Source organism: Apibacter sp. ESL0432, assembly GCF_019469225.1.
Classification (GTDB): Bacteria; Bacteroidota; Bacteroidia; order Flavobacteriales; family Weeksellaceae; genus Apibacter.
The window spans coordinates 2,114,400-2,135,074 of record NZ_CP048266.1; the positions used below are offsets into that span (position 1 = coordinate 2,114,400).

The 20,675-nt window shown below is 33.8% G+C and carries 12 protein-coding genes, 5 tRNA genes and 3 rRNA genes; 7 read left to right on the forward strand and 13 right to left on the reverse strand.

What is annotated here, in order from left to right; translation table 11 throughout:
• Positions 1-643 precede the first annotated feature (643 nt).
• The 6 genes from rrf to GYM73_RS09095 all read right to left on the reverse strand — a co-directional run bounded on the left by rrf (position 644) and on the right by GYM73_RS09095 (position 7,569).
• Positions 644-751, reverse strand: a 5S ribosomal RNA gene (gene rrf, locus GYM73_RS09070).
• A 73-nt stretch (positions 752-824) separates the two neighbouring features.
• Positions 825-3,647 (reverse strand): 23S ribosomal RNA (locus tag GYM73_RS09075).
• 121 nt (positions 3,648-3,768) lie between these two features.
• Positions 3,769-3,842: transfer RNA gene (locus GYM73_RS09080), tRNA-Ala, on the reverse strand.
• Positions 3,843-3,855: 13 nt separating this feature from the next.
• Positions 3,856-3,929: transfer RNA gene (locus GYM73_RS09085), tRNA-Ile, on the reverse strand.
• 239 nt (positions 3,930-4,168) lie between these two features.
• A 16S ribosomal RNA gene (locus GYM73_RS09090) occupies positions 4,169-5,689 on the reverse strand.
• The 16S, 23S and 5S rRNA genes sit together here with 2 tRNA genes alongside, the layout of an rRNA operon.
• A gap of 548 nt (positions 5,690-6,237) precedes the next feature.
• Positions 6,238-7,569: a hydroxymethylglutaryl-CoA reductase gene (locus tag GYM73_RS09095; protein WP_220233627.1), complete on the reverse strand. Its 1,332-nt coding sequence runs from the start codon at positions 7,567-7,569 to the stop codon at positions 6,238-6,240.
• A 302-nt stretch (positions 7,570-7,871) separates the two neighbouring features.
• Between GYM73_RS09095 and GYM73_RS09100 the strand changes: the two genes are divergently transcribed.
• A complete protein-coding gene (locus tag GYM73_RS09100; protein WP_220233628.1) occupies positions 7,872-10,043 on the forward strand; it encodes a helix-turn-helix domain-containing protein in 2,172 nt (723 codons plus the stop codon).
• 26 nt (positions 10,044-10,069) lie between these two features.
• On the opposite strand, the gene GYM73_RS09105 is transcribed toward GYM73_RS09100, so the two are convergent.
• Positions 10,070-10,768, reverse strand: coding sequence for an OmpA family protein (locus tag GYM73_RS09105; RefSeq protein ID WP_220233629.1), 699 nt, complete (start codon positions 10,766-10,768; stop codon positions 10,070-10,072).
• 381 nt (positions 10,769-11,149) lie between these two features.
• On the opposite strand from GYM73_RS09105, the gene GYM73_RS09110 reads away from it, so the two are divergent.
• Positions 11,150-12,250: a hypothetical protein gene (locus GYM73_RS09110; RefSeq protein WP_220233630.1), complete on the forward strand. Its 1,101-nt coding sequence runs from the start codon at positions 11,150-11,152 to the stop codon at positions 12,248-12,250.
• A gap of 386 nt (positions 12,251-12,636) precedes the next feature.
• The gene (locus GYM73_RS09115) at positions 12,637-13,542 is read left to right on the forward strand and encodes a DUF5655 domain-containing protein (RefSeq protein WP_220233631.1); all 906 of its coding nucleotides are present in this window, start codon (positions 12,637-12,639) and stop codon (positions 13,540-13,542) included.
• 354 nt (positions 13,543-13,896) lie between these two features.
• Here GYM73_RS09115 and GYM73_RS09120 read toward each other — a convergent pair.
• The 3 genes from GYM73_RS09120 to GYM73_RS09130 all read right to left on the reverse strand — a co-directional run bounded on the left by GYM73_RS09120 (position 13,897) and on the right by GYM73_RS09130 (position 14,170).
• Positions 13,897-13,970 (reverse strand) — tRNA-Arg (locus GYM73_RS09120).
• 21 nt (positions 13,971-13,991) lie between these two features.
• A tRNA-Pro gene (locus GYM73_RS09125) sits at positions 13,992-14,064 on the reverse strand.
• Positions 14,065-14,085: 21 nt separating this feature from the next.
• Positions 14,086-14,170: transfer RNA gene (locus tag GYM73_RS09130), tRNA-Ser, on the reverse strand.
• A 135-nt stretch (positions 14,171-14,305) separates the two neighbouring features.
• On the opposite strand from GYM73_RS09130, the gene GYM73_RS09135 reads away from it, so the two are divergent.
• From GYM73_RS09135 to GYM73_RS09145, 3 genes are all read left to right on the forward strand, one after another.
• On the forward strand, positions 14,306-15,229 hold the full coding sequence (locus GYM73_RS09135) for an N-acetylmuramoyl-L-alanine amidase (RefSeq protein ID WP_160567807.1): 924 nt from the start codon (positions 14,306-14,308) through the stop codon (positions 15,227-15,229).
• 29 nt (positions 15,230-15,258) lie between these two features.
• Positions 15,259-16,149, forward strand: a complete 891-nt coding sequence (era, locus tag GYM73_RS09140; protein ID WP_220233632.1) for a GTPase Era — start codon at positions 15,259-15,261, stop codon at positions 16,147-16,149.
• Between the two features lie 131 nt (positions 16,150-16,280).
• A complete protein-coding gene (locus tag GYM73_RS09145; protein ID WP_220233633.1) occupies positions 16,281-16,853 on the forward strand; it encodes a DUF2892 domain-containing protein in 573 nt (190 codons plus the stop codon).
• A gap of 152 nt (positions 16,854-17,005) precedes the next feature.
• On the opposite strand, the gene rho is transcribed toward GYM73_RS09145, so the two are convergent.
• The gene (gene rho, locus GYM73_RS09150; protein ID WP_220233634.1) at positions 17,006-18,679 is read right to left on the reverse strand and encodes a transcription termination factor Rho; all 1,674 of its coding nucleotides are present in this window, start codon (positions 18,677-18,679) and stop codon (positions 17,006-17,008) included.
• Between the two features lie 90 nt (positions 18,680-18,769).
• Between rho and GYM73_RS09155 the strand changes: the two genes are divergently transcribed.
• Complete coding sequence (locus GYM73_RS09155; protein WP_105296568.1) at positions 18,770-19,258, forward strand: DUF4293 family protein; 489 nt, start codon at positions 18,770-18,772, stop codon at positions 19,256-19,258.
• On the opposite strand, the gene GYM73_RS09160 is transcribed toward GYM73_RS09155, so the two are convergent.
• Together GYM73_RS09160 and ruvC are read right to left on the reverse strand one after the other, a co-directional pair.
• Positions 19,255-20,088 (reverse strand): hypothetical protein, encoded by an 834-nt coding sequence (locus GYM73_RS09160; protein ID WP_220233635.1) that lies wholly within the window; start codon positions 20,086-20,088, stop codon positions 19,255-19,257. The genes GYM73_RS09155 and GYM73_RS09160 overlap by 4 nt on opposite strands.
• A gap of 12 nt (positions 20,089-20,100) precedes the next feature.
• Complete coding sequence (gene ruvC / locus GYM73_RS09165) at positions 20,101-20,667, reverse strand: crossover junction endodeoxyribonuclease RuvC (RefSeq protein WP_220234380.1); 567 nt, start codon at positions 20,665-20,667, stop codon at positions 20,101-20,103.
• Positions 20,668-20,675: the final 8 nt, after the last annotated feature.

The window sequence follows — 20,675 nt, forward strand, 5'->3', positions numbered from 1 at the left end:
CTAAAATCAAATAGAAGTATAAGCAATAATCTCAAAAATAATATAATTTATGAATAAAAAATAAAGCATATTTATTTTATTATCTAATTTTTTTTTTACTTAATAATGAAATAATTTTAAGCTATTATTACTAACAATAAATATAAAGGCATATATTTTTATGGATTTTTTAAACTAATTGGTATAAATATTTACTACAAACTATCATGTAAAATAATTTTCTAATTAGTTTAATTTATTATTAATTTTTTTATTTCATCATATAATTACTTTTTAGTAGTTATTATATTATGAAATTTGAATTCTCTTAGCTAAAAAACCTATTAAAAAAGAGTTATAAAAGAAATAAAATCAATAAAACCTATTTCTTCAAATTATATGATTTCAAAAACTATTTAGATTTACTATTTTTAAATAAGAAAGTCCTTATCGGGATTGAGATTGTTTTTAATAATGTCGATGAATATGTATAGTAAATATCATTATAGACAGAAAAGGTCTGATATAAAATTATGCGAGTTAGCTTATGAGTTTAGCTAAATTAAAAGTCTATAACTTTAAAATTCCACCAACCAAATAAACCACTCCAAAACAAAACAAAAAAAGCCTTGTATAATCCTATACAAAGCTTTCTTTTTTAAAAAACCGGCGGCTACCTACTCTCCCGCGTTTGCAGTACCATCAGCGCAAGTAGGCTTAACTTCTGTGTTCGAAATGGGAACAGGTGAGCCCTACCGCTATAACCACCCTAAATATCTTAATGGGATTTTATATAAATTTTTAAACTCTTACGGCCAATTGTATTAACTTTTATTTTTTTATTTTGGACGAAATCTCCGGGTAATTAGTACTACTCGGCTATGACATCACTGCCTTTACACCTGTAGCCTATCAACGTGGTATTCTCCCACGACCCTATATCGAATTCTTATCTTGTGGCGAGTTTCGCACTTATATGCTTTCAGTGCTTATCTCTTCCAAACTTAGCTACTCAGCGGTGAACCTGGCGGCACAACTGATACACCAGAGGTTTGTTCAACTCGGTCCTCTCGTACTAGAGTCAACTCCACGCAAAATTCTACGCCCGCAATAGATAGAGACCGAACTGTCTCACGACGTTCTGAACCCAGCTCGCGTGCCACTTTAATGGGCGAACAGCCCAACCCTTGGGACCTTCTCCAGCCCCAGGATGTGACGAGCCGACATCGAGGTGCCGAACCTCCCCGTCGATGTGAGCTCTTGGGGGAGACTAGCCTGTTATCCCCGGAGTACCTTTTATCCTATGAGCGATGGCCCTTCCATACGGAACCACCGGATCACTATGTCCTGCTTTCGCACCTGCTCGACTTGTCGGTCTTGCAGTCAAGCACCCTTATGCCATTACACTCTGCGCACGGTTGCCAAGCGTGCTGAGGGTACCTTTGAAAGCCTCCGTTACTCTTTTGGAGGCGACCACCCCAGTCAAACTACCCACCACGCAATGTCCTTCAATTCAGAAGTTAGGCTCCAGATAAATAAAGGGTGGTATTTCAACGTCAACTCCTCGACTCCTGGCGAAGCCGATTCTCAGTTTCCCACCTATCCTACACATCATTTACCCGAAGTCAATACGAAGCTATAGTAAAGGTTCACAGGGTCTTTTCGTCCCATTGCGGGTAATCGGCATCTTCACCGATACTACAATTTCACCGAGCTCATGGTTGAGACAGTGCCCAGATCGTTACACCATTCGTGCAGGTCGGAACTTACCCGACAAGGAATTTCGCTACCTTAGGACCGTTATAGTTACGGCCGCCGTTTACTGGGGCTTCAGTCAAAGGCTTCGCTTACGCTAACCTCCTTCCTTAACCTTCCAGCACCGGGCAGGTGTCAGACCCTATACGTCATCTTGCGATTTTGCAGAGTCCTGTGTTTTTGATAAACAGTCGCCTGGGCCTTTTCACTGCGGCTCCCTTTTTACGGGGAGCGACCTTTCTCCCGAAGTTACAGGTCTATTTTGCCTAGTTCCTTAACCATGATTCACTCGAGCGCCTTAGGATACTCTCCTCATCCACCTGTGTCGGTTTTGGTACGGGCGCTGTAAACTTGCCTTAGAAGTTTTTCTTGAGAGCTCTTACCTACACTATCCATTCCACCGTAGCTTCCTGGTACTTTCACTTTCGGCATCAGCAACGCATTTTACTATTGCTGATTTACCTACATGCTTTAACGTACTATTCCGTCAGTACGCGGTAGTGTCATTACTCTGTCACTCCATCGAATTTACAGCCGGTATCGGAATATTAACCGATTTCCCATCGATTACTCCTCTCGGATTCACCTTAGGTCCCGACTTACCCTCAGCTGATTAGCATAGCTGAGGAAACCTTGGATTTACGGCGTGAAGGTTTCTCACCTTCATTATCGTTACTTATGCCTACATTTTCTTTTCTATACGCTCCACAATAAGTCACCTTACTGATTCTGCGCATATAGAATGCTCCCCTACCGAAATTTTCATTTCGCATAGCTTCGGTAGTATACTTATGCCCGAGTATTATCCATGCCAAACCGCTCGACTAGTGAGCTGTTACGCACTCTTTAAATGAATGGCTGCTTCCAAGCCAACATCCTAGCTGTCTGGGCAGTCTGACCTCGTTTGTTCAACTTAGTATACATTTCGGGACCTTAGCTGTTGCTCTGGGTTCTTTCCCTCTCGGACATGGACCTTAGCACCCATGCCCTCACTGCTAAGAAACATATAATAGCATTCGGAGTTTGTCAGGATTTGGTAGGCGGTGAAACCCCCGCATCCAATCAGTAGCTCTACCTCTAGTATACTCTTTCTTAACGCTGCACCTAAATGCATTTCGGGGAGTACGAGCTATCTCCCAGTTTGATTAGCCTTTCACCCCTATCCACAGGTCATCCGAAGACTTTTCAACGTCAACCGGTTCGGTCCTCCACTTTGTGTTACCAAAGCTTCAACCTGCCCATGGATAGATCACAAGGTTTCGCGTCTAATCCCACTAACTAAACGCCCTATTCAGACTCGCTTTCGCTGCGGCTCCGTAGCTGAACTACTTAACCTCGCTAGTGAAATTAACTCGTAGGCTCATTATGCAAAAGGCACGCCGTCACATCTTACGATGCTCCGACCGCTTGTAGGCGTATGGTTTCAGGGTCTCTTTCATCTTTCTTTTCGAAATACTTTTCACCTTTCCCTCACGGTACTTGTTCGCTATCGGTCTTCAAGGAGTATTTAGCCTTGGAGGATGGTCCCCCCATGTTCAGACAGGATTTCACGTGTCCCGCCCTACTCTTTTTCATACATAATCAGATTTTACTTACAGGACTTTCACCTTCTTCGGTTGTTCTTTCCAAAACATTCTGCTATCTAATTACATACTTTTGGGCTCTTCCGATTTCGCTCGCCACTACTCTCGGAATCTCGGTTGATTTCTTTTCCTCTTCCTACTTAGATGTTTCAGTTCGGAAGGTTTGCCTTCCCTTGCGGGAATACTATACTCTTGTATAGTGGGTTGCCCCATTCAGACATCTGCGGATCACTTCGTGTGTGCCAATCCCCGCAGCTTTTCGCAGCTTACCACGTCTTTCTTCGCCTCTTGAAGCCTAGGCATCCGCCATACGCCCTTAACGATTTCTTTTCCTTAGCCAATTATATTGGCCGCTCGGTTTATTTTTTTATATAAAATCCCAATAATGTCAATGATCCGTATATAACACTGGTTCTTTTTACTACTTCTTTCTTTCGTTTTTAGAACCTTGTGGAGAATAAGGGAGTCGAACCCTTGACCTCCTGCGTGCAAGGCAGGCGCTCTAGCCAGCTGAGCTAATTCCCCTTGTTTCCCTTTGTAGTCTCAGGCAGACTCGAACTGCCGACCTCTACATTATCAGTGTAGCGCTCTAACCGGCTGAGCTATGAGACTGATTGATTTTTATTTTCCTCGTTGCTCCTTTTACTCTTCTTCTTATGTCTTACCTTTTCCTTACAGGGGCTTTTCAGGGGTGTTATATATCTTGTGTTTTTTCAACTTTTTACTTACTTGTATTTTTTTCTTACCTTTCTTCATTATTTTTCCCTCTTTTCTTTTTTTAAGTAGGAAACACCTGGAAGTTGTCAGCTTCTTTTGGGGTTTTTATTCCTTGTTTTGACTTTTTGCTCTAAAAAAGAGATGTTCCAGCCGCACCTTCCGGTACGGCTACCTTGTTACGACTTAGCCCCAGTCACTAGTTTTACCCTAGGCAGCTCCTTTTACGGTCACCGACTTCAGGTACCCCCAGCTTCCATGGCTTGACGGGCGGTGTGTACAAGGCCCGGGAACGTATTCACCGCAGCATGGCTGATCTGCGATTACTAGCGATTCCAGCTTCATAGAGTCGAGTTGCAGACTCCAATCCGAACTGAGACCGGCTTTTGAGATTCGCATCTGGTTGCCCAGTAGCTGCCCTCTGTACCGGCCATTGTAGCACGTGTGTGGCCCAGGGCGTAAGGGCCGTGATGATTTGACGTCATCCCCACCTTCCTCGCGGTTTGCACCGGCAGTCTCATTAGAGTTCCCGACTTTAATCGCTGGCAACTAATGATAAGGGTTGCGCTCGTTATAGGACTTAACCTGACACCTCACGGCACGAGCTGACGACAACCATGCAGCACCTTGAAAATTGTCCGTAGAAATACTTATTTCTAAGTACGTCAATTCCCATTTAAGCCCTGGTAAGGTTCCTCGCGTATCATCGAATTAAACCACATGCTCCACCGCTTGTGCGGGCCCCCGTCAATTCCTTTGAGTTTCAACCTTGCGGTCGTACTCCCCAGGTGGGATACTTATTACTTTCGCTTAGTCACTGAGGTTTAACCCCCAACAACGAGTATCCATCGTTTACGGCGTGGACTACCAGGGTATCTAATCCTGTTCGCTCCCCACGCTTTCGTCCATCAGCGTCAATCGGTATTTAGTAACCTGCCTTCGCAATCGGGGTTCTGTGTAATATCTATGCATTTCACCGCTACACTACACATTCCAGCTACTTCAATACTATTCAAGATTAACAGTATCAACGGCAGTTCTACAGTTAAGCTGCAGGTTTTCACCGCTGACTTATCAACCCGCCTACGGACCCTTTAAACCCAATAAATCCGGATAACGCTCGCATCCTCCGTATTACCGCGGCTGCTGGCACGGAGTTAGCCGATGCTTATTCGTATGGTACCTTCAGAACATTACACGTAATGTGGTTTATTCCCATACAAAAGAAGTTTAAAACCCATAGGGCTGTCGTCCTTCACGCGGGATGGCTGGATCAGGCTCTCACCCATTGTCCAATATTCCTCACTGCTGCCTCCCGTAGGAGTCTGGTCCGTGTCTCAGTTCCAGTGTGGGGGTTCACCCTCTCAGGCCCCCTAAGGATCATCGTCTTGGTAAGCCGTTACCTTACCAACTAACTAATCCTACGCATGCCTATCTGTATCCGATTAATCTTTTAATATCTGCCAATGCTGACTGATATGTTATCCGGTATTAATCCGGGTTTCCCCGGGCTATCCCAGTGATACAGGTAAGTTGCATACGCGTTACGCACCCGTACGCCGGTCTCTCTTGAAGCAAGCTCCAAAATACCCCTCGGCTTGCATGTGTTAGGCCTCCCGCTAGCGTTCATCCTGAGCCAGGATCAAACTCTCCATTGTAATTTCTTTGTTATTATCAATTTCAAGGCTTTTTCCCTAACTCAAAAGAATCTCTTTTCTTCCAGGTTGTGTTTTGCTACTTTTTATCTTTCGTAAGCTTTGTTTAAAAAACTTTTTATTTCAACGATCTTTTGCGCTACTCAGGTCCCTCATCTTCTGTTTTTCTCTTTCGTTGTTCCTGACTTGCGGGTGCAAAGATAGCTACTTTTTCTTTCCCCGCAAGTTTTTTTTTAATCTTTTTTTAATCTTTTTTGCTAAGCAACCATCAATCTACTGAATATCAACTATTTAAGCCTCAAAAAATTTTTTAATTTTTTTTAATTCTTTTTTTCTCTTCACTCCTGCTTTTCTTCATATCATTCGTATTGGAGCTTTTTGGCTTGTTCTTATTCTTTTCTAGTTTATCATCTTTATAGGTTGTATTCTCTAATTGATAGTTTTGAATTCCTTTCCTCTAATGTTTTTATTCAAGTACTTTTTTTATATATATAGGTAGATAGTACGCTTTACTATTAATTAATACTTTTTAATGTATCTTTTATTTAACATTATTGTTCTTTACGGAGTCTTTCCAGTTCTGCAGCTACTAAATGATGTGATATTGTTTTTTCTTTAAATATATTGAGTATCTCCTTCTTTTCTTTTTCCGTTGCTCCTAATTGATTTATTATATTGGTAAGATGCATTTTCATATGTCCTTTTTGAATTCCTGTTGTAATTAATGATCGTATTGCAGCAAAATTTTGAGCAAGTCCAGCAACTGCTACAATTTGCATAAGTTTTTCTGCTGAGGGATTATTTAATATTTGTAAGGATGCTATCACTAATGGATGAAGCTTCGTTAAGCCTCCAACTATTCCTAAGGATATAGGCAGATCAAGCCAAAAACGAAATTGATCGTTTTTAATATCACAATGAGTTAAACTGGTGTATTTTCCTTTATGTGAGGCAAAGGTATGTGCACATGCCTCAACTGCTCTAAAATCATTTCCTGTGGCTATTACTACAGAATCAACTCCATTCATAATTCCTTTATTGTGAGTAGCTGCTCTATAAGGTTCTACTTCTGCTATTTCAACTGCTTGTTTAAACTTCCAGGCAAATTCCTCCGGAGGCATTCCGCTGTCGTCCTTTAAGTCTTTTATTTTACAGCTTACTTCCGCTCTCGCCATACAATCGGGGGTATAATTGGAAAGTATAGACATAATAATCTGCAGGCTGTTCTTTTCTTCTTCATTAAATATATTGGATTTTTGAAATTCAGTTTTAAATGTTTTTGAAAATTGTTCAAGGCATGAATTTATAAAGTTTGCTCCCATACTATCTTGTGTATTAAAAGAACCTTTTATCTGATAGTAGTTTTCAATCTCTTTGGATTTATCTATTAACTCTATATTCACAATTCCTCCTCCTCTCATCTGCATATTCTTAGTGAGATCCTTCGATTGTTTAATGAGTTCTTCTTTTAAATGGGTGTTAAACCATTGTAATAATTTACTCCCTTCTCCTTTATATATGAAGTGTATATGTCCTAATTTAGTGTTTCCTAAAAGTTTCGTTTTAAATCCTCCTTTATCTAACCAAAATTTAGCCGATTTGGAAGCAGCCGCTACTACTGAGCTTTCTTCTATAGCCATGGGCAAGGCATATATTTCATCATTTATTAAAAAATTGGGGGCTATACCATAGGGAAGGTAAAAATTGCTTATAGTGTTTTCTGTAAATTCATCATGTAGTTTTTGCAAATCAGCGTTATGATTCCAATACTGTTCTAATATATTTTTTAAATCTCCTGAACCTCCTCCGTATTGTTGGTTTAGCCAGTTAATTTTTTGTTCTTTGTTTAGTTTTGAAAACCCTTCAATAATTTTACTTTTCATCTTATTACTTGATTAAGTCTTTAACAAAAGTAAAATATATAATTATATATCGTAATTATTTACATTTATTGTTCATGACATTTTGTTTTTTTTAATGCTATAGTTTAGTAACATTCTTAGATGAACAATCTTTTATATATAGTATAAGTAATCAAATTATATTTTTTTGAATATTTTTTTATACATTTTACTCTTTTTAAATTATTTTTTAATTTTAGAATTAAAATCCTCTATTTTGTTTACTTTTTTATATTTATTTTTTTAAACTTTTAGTATATATTTGTATTAAAACCTAAAAGTAAATGGAAAACCCATCCACTGCAGTCAATATTGAACAGAAATTAGCTTTTGATTTAGCCAACTATACTAACAAAAACATTTTTATAACCGGAAAGGCGGGTACGGGTAAAACCACTTTTTTAAAGGAATTGAAAAATTCTACTAGAAAAAACACTATTATCGTTGCTCCCACGGGAGTAGCAGCTATTAATGCGGGAGGGGTTACTATACATTCTTTATTCGGGTTTCCTCTTACAAGTTTTATTCCTGTTAATGACGGATGGATTGATCGGAATATTGCTATCACTAAATTAGAACTTCATCAACATTTTAGGTATAATAAAGATAAGAGAAAATTATTTTCGGAGGTTGAATTATTAATTATCGATGAAGTTTCCATGTTGCGTTCGGATATTCTTGATGCTATTAACTGGTCTTTGCAATACACAAGAAAAAATGCTGCTCCTTTTGGAGGTGTACAAATACTTATGATTGGAGACATGTATCAATTACCTCCTGTAATAAAAGAAGAACAATTGAATCTTTTAAAGAATTATTATAAAAGCCTTTTTTTCTTTGATGCATTAGTTTTGCAAAATAATCCTCCGGTATGTATTGAATTCAAAAAAGTATACAGGCAAGATGATCCTGTTTTTATAAATTTATTGAATGCTATTCGATACCAGGATTTTGATTCTATTGATTTTGAATTACTTCATGAAAGATATGATCCTGATTTTATTCCGAAGGAACCCGGTTATATAACTTTGACAACTCATAATTCTATTGCTACTTCCATTAATGAGAATGAATTAAGAAAACTCAATAAACCTATTAAGTTTTTTGAGGCTATTGTAGATGGTGTATTTCCTGAAACCTCATATCCCACTGATATGGAATTGGTATTAAAAGAGGGCACTCAAATCATGTTCATTCGAAATGACAGCTCCGGCAACAGAAGGTATTTCAACGGAAAAATCGGTATTATTGAAAGAATTGAGGATTTTGAAATTTATGTTCGATTTGAAAATCAAAAAGAATCCTTTTTATTGGAACATGAAGTTTGGAAAAATATAAAATATAGTATTGATCCTGAAACGGGCAAGATTACGGAAGAAGTTTTGGGATCGTTTTCTCAATTTCCCATTCGACTTGCTTGGGCTGTAACCATCCATAAAAGTCAAGGGCTAACTTTTGATAAAGTTATTGTTGATGCAGGAAAATCTTTTGCTTCCGGTCAGGTTTATGTTGCCTTAAGCAGGTGCCGAACTTTGGAAGGTATTATTTTAAAATCTATTATAAGAAATCATAATATTATTCAGGATTCTAAGATAAATGAATTTCAAAATCAAATGTGGAATGTACGTGAGTTAGAAAATACTCTTAATGAAGAGAAATATAATTTTGGACTTGAAACTCTTTTTAAATCTTTATCGGTTCTTTCTTTAACTCATAGGATTCAGGATTGGCGCAAAATGACTATTGAAAAATCTATTCCTGAAAAACAACAGGTTTTGGATTTAATTACTTCTATTGATGAGTGCTTACATTCTCTTTTGTTAATCAATCAAAAATTTCAACGAAATATTCTTTCTCGTTTTAATTCATCAACAATTACCAATAAAGAGGAAATATGGCGAACTATTGAAATTAGGGCTAAAGATGCTGTGGAATATTTTGCTGATGAGCTTTTTCTTAGAGTTTGGAAACCTTTGCAAACTCATTATCTTGATTATAAAAATAAATCAAGAATTTCTCAATATCTAAAATTCATTTGTGAATTTGAAAATGATAGTAAAGTGAAAATAAAATATATACTTTCCACGAATCTTATTGATCAACGGATTACATATAAAGAATATGTTTTTACTTCTGATTCCGAAACTTTTTCAAAAGCCAATAAAAAAGAAGACACGGTTGATTTAACTTTACAGCTTTTGCAAGATGGAAAAAATCTTACAGAAGTAGCCAAAGTTAGAAATTTGACGGTTTCTACTATTAGCAATCATGTGGCTAAATTGATTTCTAAAAATAAAGTATCTGTATATGATTTTATCTCTGAGGAAAAGTATGTTTTGATTGAAAAAAAATTAGCTGAGTTAAATACTAAAGAATTAAAGCTTATTAAGGAGTCATTGGGAGATGACGTTTCTTACGACGAAATTAAATTTGTACGAAGCGACTTGGGGATATAAATAAAAATACTGTGAGTAATTGAATTCTATTTTTCAAGTACGCGTATATCTACTCTTCTGTTTTGTGCTTTACATTCAGGTGTATCATTAGCTTCACAAACCGGATGCTGAGATCCATATCCTTCAGATGATATTCTTTCTGTTTGTACTCCTGATTTGATTAATTCTTCTTGAACGATTTTTGCTCTATCTTCTGAAACTTTTTTATTAATTTCTTCTGATCCGGTAGTATCGGTATATCCTCCAATTTTAACTTTAGCTTTAGGAAATGCTTTTAAAATTTGAGCTAAATTTTTTATTTGTTTTCCTGATTCTGTAGTTAAAGTGGTTTTACCTGTATCAAAATATACTCGATCTAATGTAATCCAGCCTTTGGTTTTATCTTCACTTACATTTAGAGTTGAATCTTTTAGAAAATTAAACAATTTGGCCTCGGTTGAATTGTTTCCTACTTCGAAAATTTCTTCTCCGTTCGGAAGTTTTATGGTAAATATATCCCCGGTTTCATATATAAAATTTCCTGTTGCAGGATCTAAAGTACCTTGAATGACTGTACCAATTTTATCTACTTCAACCGATTGTTCTTTTTCTAATTTTTCTTTTTCTGCCTGTTGTTTTATTAGTTCTTCTTTTTTATCTCTGTCACATTCACAACTTGCTATAGTACAAACAATTGTTAAAGCTCCTAAAAAGTTTACAAGAGATTTATATAAATTTTTATTCATATTAATAATTTAATGTAAAAAAATTAACTCACAGTTTTATTTATTAAGAAGGTAAATTTACATTAATATTTCATTTAGGAAAATTTTAATAAATAATTATTTATACCTTATCATATATTTTATTTTTAAGATATTAAATAAATTTGAATTAAAAGAACTTGTATTTGTCGAATACTAATCATTTAAAAAAAATGTTTTATAATTAAACTAACCATATCATTATCTTATTTTTTTTTCTTTTTTTTAAATTAATTTTCAATTAAGATAATGTGGATTAATTTTATTTTTTTATTATATCTATTAAATTATTTTTTTTTATTTTTAAAATATATTCATTAATTTTTTTTTATATTATATTTGACCATTTGCAATAGTTTAATAATGAAATATAAAAATATAATATACATTTTCTTGTTTGCAATTACCATTAAAATAGTATATATTTTTACAGCTGTCTTAATTTTAAAAAACGCTATAGATTATTCTAGTTTTAACACTTTTATTGGTGATATTTTTTTTAGATGGGACTCCCATAAATACTATTCTTTAATAATAAATGGATACCCACATTCATCACCGGAGATTTTAGCTGAAAAAGATCATATTTGGGCTTTTTTTCCGCTATATCCCGGAATTATTTCTGTTTTAATGAAGGTATTTTCTTTAAGTTTTAACACAGCTGCATTTTTTTGGTCTCTTGTATCTTCTTTAGCTGCTTTTCTAGGAATTTACTTGTTTTGTAACATTTATTTTAATAATACTAAAAAATCATTATTTATAACTATACTTTTTTTATTTCTCCCATTTAGTTACTACTTTTCAGCTTTTTTAACTGAAAGTACTTTTTTACTTTTATTAATATTTTCATTTATTAGTATTTATAAGAAAAAATATTTTATCTTCTCGATTCTATCTTCTTTGCTTGTTCTTGTTAGAGCTAATGGAATGTTATCGGTATTTATCCTTTTTTTATTTTTTTTAGAAAATAAAGGAATCATTTCCGGATATTTTAGATTTAATTTTTCAATTAATAAAGAACTTGTTATTAAGTCATTATTTTTCATTCCTCCTGTATTAGTATTTCTATGCTACTGCTTATATCAATATTATATGACCGGAGATTTTTTTGCTTTTTCAACAGTACAGAAGGCTTGGGGAAGAACTGGCGGAATTCCTCATGACTTCATTATTTTTAGAATTCCTTTAGCGATACTATCTTTATTTTTGTTTGTTTATTTTTTAAATGTTAAAAAAAATCAATTAAGTTTTACTCTACTAATTTTATTGAATCTATTACTTCCTATTTCAACCGGGACTTTTGGTTCTATTCCAAGATACAGTTGTACATTATTTCCACTTTATATAATAGTTGGTAATGCTGTTAACAACACAAAAATAAAATGGCTTATTGTTGCTTTAACTTTCTCTATACAAATTTATTACTATATTTTATGGTTGAAACTTAGTTTTGTCACTGCTTGATCAATTAATTACATTTAAACTACAAATTATATGAAAATTTTTAATTTATTTAAATTACATTACTTGTTTGAAAAGTTCTTTAATATTGTAATATTTCATAAGGACGACGGATGCGAGACAGAGCTTGATGATGAGGAACAATATTCTTTAAAATTATTTCTAAAATATTTATTCGATTTAAAAGAAAATGTCTTCAAACCAATTATCAAAGATGAATTTCAATGGAATAAATAGGCTGTCTTAAAACGGAAGAAGGCAAGCCCGACTATAAAAGGTTTTGTACTCCAACAATATATAAATATGGGAATAAAAAAAGCAAAAAATACCTTATCGTATTTCGGAAACATATGTAATTATCTATCCCTTAACTATTAAAACTAATTTTTATGTTCGTACTTTCTCAAAATAAAAACCAATTGTCTGAACTAAAAGAAAAGCCTTTTAAACTGGAAAAGGAAATTCAATTATTATTTGAAAATAATATGGAAATCTTAACAGGATTAAAGTATATTAAATCGGAATTTACGATTAAAAATAGCCGGATTGATACCCTTGCTTTTGACATGGAAAGTAAAGCCTTTGTTATCATTGAGTATAAAAGAGAAAGGAATTACAGTATTATAGACCAGGGCGTTTCTTATCTTAATCTGATGCTTGAGTATAAAGCCGATTTTATTGTCGAATATAATGAAACCCAAAAGCATTCCATTAAAAGGAATGAGGTGGATTGGTCGCAGAGCCGAATAATTTTTGTTTCCCCTTTCTTTACCGAATTTCAGAAACAGTCTTCCAATTTTAAGGATTTAGCAATAGAATTATGGGAAATTAAACGTTATGAAAATAATAGTCTTATAATAAATCCGATAAAAAAATCGAAATCAGCTCCTAGTATTAAACAGATACAAAGTGACAGAAACTCTAAAATATCAAAAGTAACAAACGCTATAAAAGTATTTACAGAAGAGGATCATTTGGATCACAAATCCGAAGAGGTTAAAGAATTATACGAAATGTATAAAAATGCGATTTTAAACCTTCCTGCTAATATTGAAACAGAGCCTAAAAAACTATATATTGCTTTCAAAAAAGATAAAAATATTGCAGATATTGTACTATTAAAAAAAGGGTTGAAAATTTTTATAAATAAGAAAAGTGGAGAATTGGATGACCCTAAAAAATTGACGAGAGATGTATCTAAAGTTGGACATTGGGGAAATGGAGATTATGAACTTATTGTTGATGATACGCATAATTTAGAATATATTATGAGTTTAATAAAACAGGCTTTATAGATTATAAAATATCTATTTTTCTAATTATATCATTTTTCTATTATATTATCTAACCTGCTCTACATAATTATTTAATAATATTTATATGAAAAATAAATACGATATACAAACTAAAAAAGTAATTCTTTTCATTATTCAGAATATTATAGGTAGCAATATTTTTCAAATTCTTTATTTACAACGATTTCATTAGATTTATTTTTAATAAAATCTTTTATAACAATTATCTATTTCAACCATTTTAAGAACATAAATAATGAACTATTATTTTATAAGAAATAAAAAAACTTCTATAATTAAAATTTATAGAAGTTTAAAAATATTTTTAGAGTAATAAACTACTCTTGAAGATTGTGATCGCGAAAGGATTCGAACCTTTGACCGTCTGCTTAGAAGGCAGATGCTCTATCCAGCTGAGCTACGCGACCTCCTTTCGGATTTTAATAATGTCGGGGTGACAGGACTCGAACCTGCGACCCTCTGGTCCCAAACCAGATGCGCTACCACCTGCGCTACACCCCGAATATACCTTGTGTGTTAATGCGGAGAGTGTGGGATTCGAACCCACGCGACAGTTTCCTGTCGACAGTTTAGCAAACTGCTCCGTTAACCACTCCGGCAACTCTCCAAATTTAGTCCGAATTCCAACTAATTTGGAGTGCAAAAGTAAGTGTAAGATTTTACTTATGCAAGTATTTTTTTAAAATTTTTGACTTATAATTATTTTACTGTTTTTTAACTTTGTTATTATATAATAAAATAAATGATACAAATAATAAAATTCAACATTTTGTGTTGTACACTCTTCTTCTTAGTAAGCTGTGGATCACAAAAAAAGATTATCGTTGATAGCAAGGTTATTAGAGATACTGTATATATAACCCATGCTAATCCTAAATATCACATCATAACCGAAGCCAACCTTCCGGAATATGTTATTTCTCAAAAAAATTTCCCTTCCGTAGCATTTAATGAAAGAATTAAATTTTTGGTTTTGCACTATACTGTTTCAGATTATCCAACCTCTGTTAAGATATTGGCTAAAAAAGGGCAAGTAAGCGCTCATTATTTAATCACCGATCAGCCGAACGATACCATTGATATCTTAGTTAGTGAGGACAAAAGAGCCTGGCATGCGGGAGTGAGCTCATGGAACGGAACAGAAAATTTAAATGATACCTCCATAGGTATTGAAATAGTAAATAAAGGATACACTAAAATAAAAGATTCATTAATATTTACTTATTTTCCAAAATATCAGATTAAGAAAGTTGCGACTTTATCCAAGAACATTATTAATCGTTACGAGATTGACCCTGTGAATGTTGTGGGGCACAGTGATATAGCCCCGTTAAGAAAACAAGATCCCGGGCCTATGTTTCCTTGGAAAGAGTTATATACTCAGTATGGAATTGGAGCTTGGTATGAGGAGTATGACAAAGAGTATTATTTGACTCAATATATTCCGGATACCTACCCTTACAGTTCTCCATTGGAATTTCAGAAAGCACTTAAAAAATACGGTTATAAAATAGATTTAACCGGAGAATGGGACAAAAATACATTTCTAACTATCCGTGCATTTCAATGGCATTTCAGACCTGAAAAGGCTGATGGCAATGTAGATGCTGAAACTTGGGCTATTTTACAAGCCCTGAATAAAAAATATCGTTCCAATACTAAATAACTTTATAATTTTATCAAAAAATTAATTTCATGTCACACCACTCAGGATTTGTCAGCATTGTAGGTAAACCCAATGTAGGAAAATCCACTTTGATAAATCAATTAATAGGAGAAAAGCTATCCATCGTAACTCCAAAAGTACAAACTACTCGTCATCGAGTATATGGAATTTGGAATGATGAAAATACACAAATTATATTTTCCGATACCCCCGGAATCATACAAAATCCTGCTTATGAATTGCAGGAAAAAATGAATGATTTTGTAAAAGAGTCTTTTGAAGATGCTGATTTGATTTTATTTATCACAGAATTTGGCGAAGAAAAAAATCCTTCTGAATTTTTAGTTAAAAAATTAAATTCGGTAAAAATACCTGTTATTGTATTACTAAATAAAGTTGATAAAGCTAAAGATGCTTCAACTATATCAGAAAGCGTTGCATTTTGGCATAACCAATTACCAAATGCAGAAATTCTTCCTATATCTGCCTTACATTCTCTCAATACAGAATTAATTCTTCCAAAAATTAAAAGTTTATTGCCGGAAATGCCTCCTTATTATGATAAAGAACAATTTACTACCTTATCGGAACGTTTTTTTGTGAACGAGACTATTCGGGAAAAAATATTGCTTAATTATCAAAAAGAGATTCCTTATTCTGTAGAAGTCGTTACCGAAAGCTTTAAAGAAGAAGATCATATTATTCGTATTGAATCGACTATTTATGTAGAAAGAAACACACAAAAAGGCATTCTTATCGGTCATAAAGGACAAAAAATTCAAAAAGTAGGGACGGAAGCTCGGCTAGACTTAGAAAAATTTTTTAATAAAAAGATTTTCCTCAACCTTTATGTCAAAGTAAAAAAAGATTGGAGATCTAATGATCGGGATTTAAAAAATTTCGGATATACAAATAAATAAGATTAAATAACTGGTTGACAGGTTAACTTATTTTTTTGTGCTATTTTCATTAAAAGTACTTTTCACATTTTTATTAATCCTTATTTTTTCAACACTTATTGTTACCTTTGTCGAAATTTGAAGACTTTACCATGAATAAATATATAAAACTTGTTATTGCAGCCCTCATAATCGGATTGGGCATTTATCTGATGTTTAATCGTCAAATAGGATTAGGAATTCTATTGGTTATTCTTTCTGTCGTGCCTATTTTATTATTTTTCAGAAACGAATATATTTTATTGGCTTTTTGGAAATTGAGAAAACAAGATCTTGTAGGTGCTCGTTCCTGGTTGGACAAAATTACTAATGTGAAAAGTCAATTAGTAAGAAAACAATACGGATATTATAACTATCTTATGGGGATTACTGAGGCTCAAGGCAATGCTGCTAAGGCCGAATCGTATATGAAAACTGCTTTGGATTACGGTTTAAGCTTTAAACACGATCGCGCATTGGCTACACTAAATTTGGCGGCAGGAGCTATGATGAGAGGTAATAAAAATGAGGCAGAACGTTTTTTAACTGAAGCTAAAAAATTAGATACTTCCAACATGTTGGGAGATCAAATTAAAATGATGAAAGAACAAATGAAAAGAGTAAATGTTTCGAGAAGCAATATGATCAACCCTCAAATGAGAAGTCGTTCCAAATTCATGAAATAATTAATTTTAGCTTATATTTGTATCACACATTTCATTTAAAAAAACTTTTTCAAATTTCAAATATAAATATCCTAGTTTTAGATTTTTATCAATAAAAAAGGCTGTTAATTTAACAGCCTTTTTATCTATACTATATATTTTTATTATCTATTTTATTGATTCATCGTTAATAAGAATTCTTCATTGGAAAGAGATCGGTCTAATCTCATTTTTAAGAACTCCATAGCTTCCAATGGATTCATATCTGCCAAATGATTCCTTAATATCCACATTCTTTGTTGAGAAACCGGATCTAATAATAAATCGTCACGACGGGTAGAAGACGAAACCAAATCAATAGCCGGATAAATACGTTTATTGGCAATTTTTCGATCCAGTTGAAGCTCCATATTACCGGTACCTTTAAATTCCTCAAAAATTACCTCATCCATTTTAGATCCGGTATCTATTAATGCCGTTGCAATAATGGTAAGAGAACCTCCTCCTTCAATATTTCTAGCTGCTCCAAAGAAACGTTTCGGTTTATGAAGTGCATTGGCATCTACCCCTCCGGAAAGTACTTTACCGGATGCCGGAGAAACCGTATTATAAGCACGAGCCAAACGGGTAATGGAATCTAACAATATTACTACATCGTGTCCACATTCCACCATTCTTTGTGCTTTAGACAGAACAATATTGGCAACTTTTACATGCTTTTCGGCTGATTCATCAAAAGTTGAAGCAATTACTTCTCCTTTGACGCTTCTTTGCATGTCGGTTACCTCTTCCGGACGCTCGTCAATCAATAATACAATCATGTAAACTTCCGGATGATTTATGGAAATTACATTGGCAATATCTTTCAGTAAAATTGTTTTACCTGTTTTAGGCTGAGCAACGATCATCCCTCTTTGTCCTTTTCCAATAGGTGAGAATAAATCTACCACACGAGTTGACAAAGTAGCTCCTTTACCTGCTAATTTAAATTTTTCTTCAGGAAATAAGGGAGTTAAATGCTCGAATGATACTCGATCTCTAACAAATAAAGGATCTCTTCCGTTTATTTCGATAATCTTAACTAAAGGGAAAAATTTTTCACCTTCTTTCGGTGGACGAACTTCTCCGGTAACAGTATCTCCGGTCTTAAGTCCGAAAAGCTTAATTTGGGAAGGAGAAACATATACATCATCGGGAGATGAAAGGTAATTAAAGTCAGAAGAACGCAAAAAACCATATCCGTCCTGAGTGATCTCTAAAACACCTTCTGTTTTTATAATACCCTCAAACTCATAATCGGAGGAACGATATTTATTACCATTGGTATGTGGTCTATTAGCATATTCCTTAGCATTGTTTTTCTTCGGGCTTTGATAATTGGTTTTAGGCTCTTCATCAAAAAGCTTTTTATCATCCTTAGAAACTGTAGTTTTTTGAAAATGAGTGCTGTCTGCACTTTTTCTTAATATAACTTGCGGCTTTCTGTAAACCGGGATATCAATTTTAAAATCTTCATCATTTTCCGAAACTTCTTTTTGAACGTCATCATCTATTAGTGAGTCATCATCTTGGGAACTTTTATTGTCAACCACTTCCTCTTTAGAAAATAAAGTATCTCTCTGCTGTTGTTTAGCAGGTATTCTTTTTCTTTGTCTTTTTTCCGTTATTATAGGCTCTTCATCGGAGAGTTTTTCCGACTCATTGTGGTGTGTTTGTTTGTTTTGATGAGCTAAAATTAATTCAATTAATTCTGATTTTTTTAATCCTGAACTTTTAATTTTTAATTCATTAGCAATAGACTGCAAATCAGCCACTTTCATTGCTTTAAGCTTTTGTTCCTCAAACATAAGTTATGTTTAGTATGATTTTAAAATTACTCGAAAATTACGTAAAATATTGATTTTGATTATTTTATAAAAGAATAAAGTGGTAACTTTATGAAAAATAATGCACTAATCTTTAGTAGATTATTCAGCAATATTACAAAATATTTTATTAAAACGCTAATTTTTTATACATTTGCTGTTCAAAAAAGCGAAATTTTGATCCAAAGAATTCAAAGTATTTATCTATCATTAGCCGGTATACTAGGATTTGCTGTCGGTTATATAACCGATTTCATTCCTAATGATTTAACAGATATGTTCCTTTTGTTCCTCATCGGATTGTTAGCTTTTATTTCCCTATTCTGCTTTAAAAGCAGAAATGTTCAAAAAAAAATTAATTATATAAATATAATTATAAACGTATTGTTGATCGGTTTTATGGTTTATGATTTGCTAAATTCATCTGGAGGAAGTACTATACTTCCTGAGAAAGGTGTTGAGCTACTCGTCCCGGTCCTGCTGATTATTCTGCTTGCCATGGCAAATAAGTACATCAATAAGGATGAAAAGCTCATAAAATCTGTAGACAGATTCCGTTAAAACTCATAACAACTTTTAATGAGTGCAAGAGTCGTTTTATAAAATAAAACGACTCTTATTTTTTGCAACCATATAATAATTATGGGTAAAGCAGAACAAGCTTCCATCCAAAAACGGGTGTAAAAAAATTGATGTGTTTTTCCCATAAATACTACCATACCCATACTGATTATACACACCACTTCCCATGCTGTCACATAGATTAAATCGCCTTGCTTATAAAAAGTCAAAGCAAAAACTAGTGCAGATAGAAATAAACATATACAAGCAATACCTTTGCTTTTTCGTATTCCTAAATAGTTGGGTATTGTACAAATAACATCTTTTTTCATGTCGCAAATATCAAAAGGCAGGGTTATACCTATGATAAAAAAATACAGAATTAAAAATTCTGAGAGAGTATTACGATTACCCGTATTTCCTATATATAGAATCGCATAGGCCCATGCAAATGATATAATAAAAATTTTTAATAAAGGAATGTTTCTAAATGGAATCTTTATAAAATCCGAATTATACATGATTACAATACTTCCAATAAATGCAATATGAAAAAATTGTAGTAAATCTTTTTCCTTACATACTATAAAAGCCACAAGTATTAAACTGATGAATGAAATATGAAAAGAAAGTTTTTTTAAGATATTTCGCGACCAAGTATTTTGAAAGCAAATAAAATTATAAGCAGCTAAGGCAGAAAAAAAAATTATTGCAATTCTGTTGTAATTTACGGTGTGATTTAAACTTCCAAAAAATAGACATAATAATGAAATCATGAAAGAAACCCACAATTGAGTTTTAATTAAAAATCTTTCAATCGATTTTTTCATTTCATGGCCTTATCAACTGCCCACTCTTTTTGGATTATTTTTCACAAAGGAATCCCACCCCGAATATGATTTTGAAGTATTTGCCGATGAGGGAACTCTACTGTTTAAAAAGTGGCATACTGCCAGAGCCAGTCCATCGGAAGCATCCAAATATTGAGTAGGAAAATCTTTTAAATTCAATAAAGTTTTTAACATTCCTGCAACTTGTTCTTTGGATGCATTACCGTTTCCTGTTATTGACATTTTAACTTTTTTCGGAAAATATTCTGTAATAGGAATTTCTCTAAGTAAGCCGGCAGCCATAGCCACACCTTGCGCTCTGCCTAATTTTAACATAGACTGAACATTTTTAGCGTAAAAGGGTTCTTCGATTGCCAATTCATCCGGATGATAGGTATCAATCAGCGACAAGGTTTTTTCAAATATTTTTTTAAGCTTTAATGCATGGGATTCAACCTTTTTAAGAATTAGCTCATCAATGCACAAAAGCTTCATTTTATTACCCACTACACTAATAATCCCAAATCCCATAACATTCGTTCCGGGATCGATTCCTATTATAATTCTTTCCGTCAAAATGTTTTAAT

Bases quoted from the DNA above. Each gene is read 5' to 3' on its own strand.
- GYM73_RS09145 (WP_220233633.1), top strand. From the start codon at position 16,281: ATGAATAAATATATAAAACTTGTTATTGCAGCCCTCATAATCGGATTG.
- GYM73_RS09095 (WP_220233627.1), bottom strand. From the start codon at position 7,569: ATGAAAAGTAAAATTATTGAAGGGTTTTCAAAACTAAACAAAGAACAA.
- rho (WP_220233634.1), bottom strand. From the start codon at position 18,679: ATGTTTGAGGAACAAAAGCTTAAAGCAATGAAAGTGGCTGATTTGCAG.
- GYM73_RS09160 (WP_220233635.1), bottom strand. From the start codon at position 20,088: ATGAAAAAATCGATTGAAAGATTTTTAATTAAAACTCAATTGTGGGTT.
- GYM73_RS09155 (WP_105296568.1), top strand. From the start codon at position 18,770: ATGAAAAATAATGCACTAATCTTTAGTAGATTATTCAGCAATATTACA.
- GYM73_RS09105 (WP_220233629.1), bottom strand. From the start codon at position 10,768: ATGAATAAAAATTTATATAAATCTCTTGTAAACTTTTTAGGAGCTTTA.
- GYM73_RS09115 (WP_220233631.1), top strand. From the start codon at position 12,637: ATGTTCGTACTTTCTCAAAATAAAAACCAATTGTCTGAACTAAAAGAA.
- GYM73_RS09135 (WP_160567807.1), top strand. From the start codon at position 14,306: ATGATACAAATAATAAAATTCAACATTTTGTGTTGTACACTCTTCTTC.
- GYM73_RS09100 (WP_220233628.1), top strand. From the start codon at position 7,872: ATGGAAAACCCATCCACTGCAGTCAATATTGAACAGAAATTAGCTTTT.
- GYM73_RS09110 (WP_220233630.1), top strand. From the start codon at position 11,150: ATGAAATATAAAAATATAATATACATTTTCTTGTTTGCAATTACCATT.
- era (WP_220233632.1), top strand. From the start codon at position 15,259: ATGTCACACCACTCAGGATTTGTCAGCATTGTAGGTAAACCCAATGTA.